Source organism: Paenibacillus sp. 32O-W, assembly GCF_007679495.1.
GTDB classification, from domain to species: domain Bacteria; phylum Bacillota; class Bacilli; order Paenibacillales; family NBRC-103111; genus Paenibacillus_L; species Paenibacillus_L residui.
This window is the reverse complement of record NZ_VEGP01000141.1, coordinates 1-1,704: the sequence shown is the minus strand read 5'-3', so window position 1 is coordinate 1,704 and position 1,704 is coordinate 1. Positions and strand designations below refer to the sequence as shown.

The 1,704-nt window shown below is 47.7% G+C and carries 1 protein-coding gene; it reads left to right on the top strand.

Annotated features, from left to right (window positions below):
- The first annotated feature begins 48 nt into the window (after positions 1-48).
- Positions 49-1,503: an MATE family efflux transporter gene (locus tag FS806_RS25145; RefSeq protein WP_397348272.1), complete on the top strand. Its 1,455-nt coding sequence runs from the start codon at positions 49-51 to the stop codon at positions 1,501-1,503.
- Positions 1,504-1,704: the final 201 nt, after the last annotated feature.

Here is a 1,704-nt window from a genome sequence, read left to right as displayed (position 1 = left end):
ACTTTCTAATTGGCGATAAAAACATCCTTTAAACGCGGTCGCTCATCCATGAAATACTCCGATAGGAGTTTTTCTCACAAGAATTTCTATCGGCATAAAAAGATTCATTTGGAAGCGGGAGTAATCTTTATGCAGCCAACCAATACGTTGAGAGGAAAAGTCAAGCAGATTTTTGTCATGCTAATCCCCATCTTGATAACGCAGTTGGGGATGTTTTCGATGGTGTTCTTCAATACGATCATGTCGGGAAAATACAATTCATCGGATTTGGCCGGAGTAGCGATCGGCTCCTCGATTTGGAATCCGGTATTTACCGGGTTAAGTGGAATTTTGCTTGCCGTATCTCCCATTGCCGCCCAACGTTTTGGGGAAAAGAAGGACAGTGAAGTTGCATCGATTGTTGCTAACGGAATTTATTTGGCTCTTCTGATCGCTGCCACAGTCATTTTACTTGGTTATTTTCTATTGGAGCCTTTATTGGAACTAATGAACCTGTCCGATGATGTTCGGGAGACGGCCCACGATTATTTAGTGGGGTTAAGTTTCGGAATTGTCCCGCTCTTTATTTTTAACGTCCTGCGATCGTTTATCTACGCCCTTGGGAAAACCCGGGTAGTCATGGTCATTATGATTCTTTCCCTGCCTCTTAATTTTCTGTTGAATTACATGCTCATTTACGGACGGATGGGCCTGCCGGAGCTGGGAGGCGCCGGTGCGGGCTACGCGACCTCTATCACCTATTGGGCTATTGCCGGAATGACCGCATGGATTGTTAAAAAGCAGGTTCCCTTCTCAGCTTATCCTGTGTTATCAAGCTTTAAGGCTTTCTCTATCCGCAGAAGCAAGGAAATCTTGCAGATCGGGGTACCTATGGGCTTGTCGGCCTTTTTTGAAACGAGCATGTTTGCAATGGTGACCATCCTTATAAGCAGGTTCAGTGTCACGACGATAGCGGCGTATCAGTCCGCCCTGAACATTGTCTCTTTCCTGTATATGATACCGGTCAGCATTTCTTTGGCCTTGACCGTTCTTGTCGGATATGAGGCCGGCGCCAAACGTTATAATGACGCGAGGACGTACAGTTGGCTGGGGATCGTCCTGTCCGTGATGATGGCTCTGGTTACGGGCTTGCTGGTGGTGTTCTTCCGTTATACCGTCGCCGGTTTCTACTCTAACGAAGAAGCCGTCATCTATTTAACGGCTCACTTCTTAATCTATGCGCTGTTCTTCCAGATTTCCGACGCGATCCAAGTGACGGCGCAGGCGGCTTTAAGAGGATACAAGGATGTTAATACAGCCTTCATGATCACCCTGGTCGCTTATTGGCTGGTCTGTTTGCCGCTCGGTTATTTTCTGGCGTACTACACCGGGCTCGGCGCGACCGGATTTTGGATCGGTCTGACCTTCGGCTTGCTTGCTGCGGGTGTCTGCTTGTCCATCAGGCTCATCTATATTCAAAAACGAAAATTTAGCGGTGTATCGATTCAGCAAGACGGGAAATAGAGTAGCAGCTGGAGAGCTCGTGGGCCCACACCTCTACACTTGGCGGACCTTCGGCCAGAAGGACGGGCAGGCTTCCGATATGGTCCAAATTCTGATGGGTTATCATCACCCAAATAGAACTATATTTAACTTCCAAAAGCGAGGTTCAACTCCACCGTCTTTAGACGGTATCCGCTTTTAGCCCTACAGGATCTGGAAATA

Bases quoted from the DNA above. Each gene is read 5' to 3' on its own strand.
- FS806_RS25145 (WP_397348272.1), top strand. From the start codon at position 49: ATGAAATACTCCGATAGGAGTTTTTCTCACAAGAATTTCTATCGGCAT.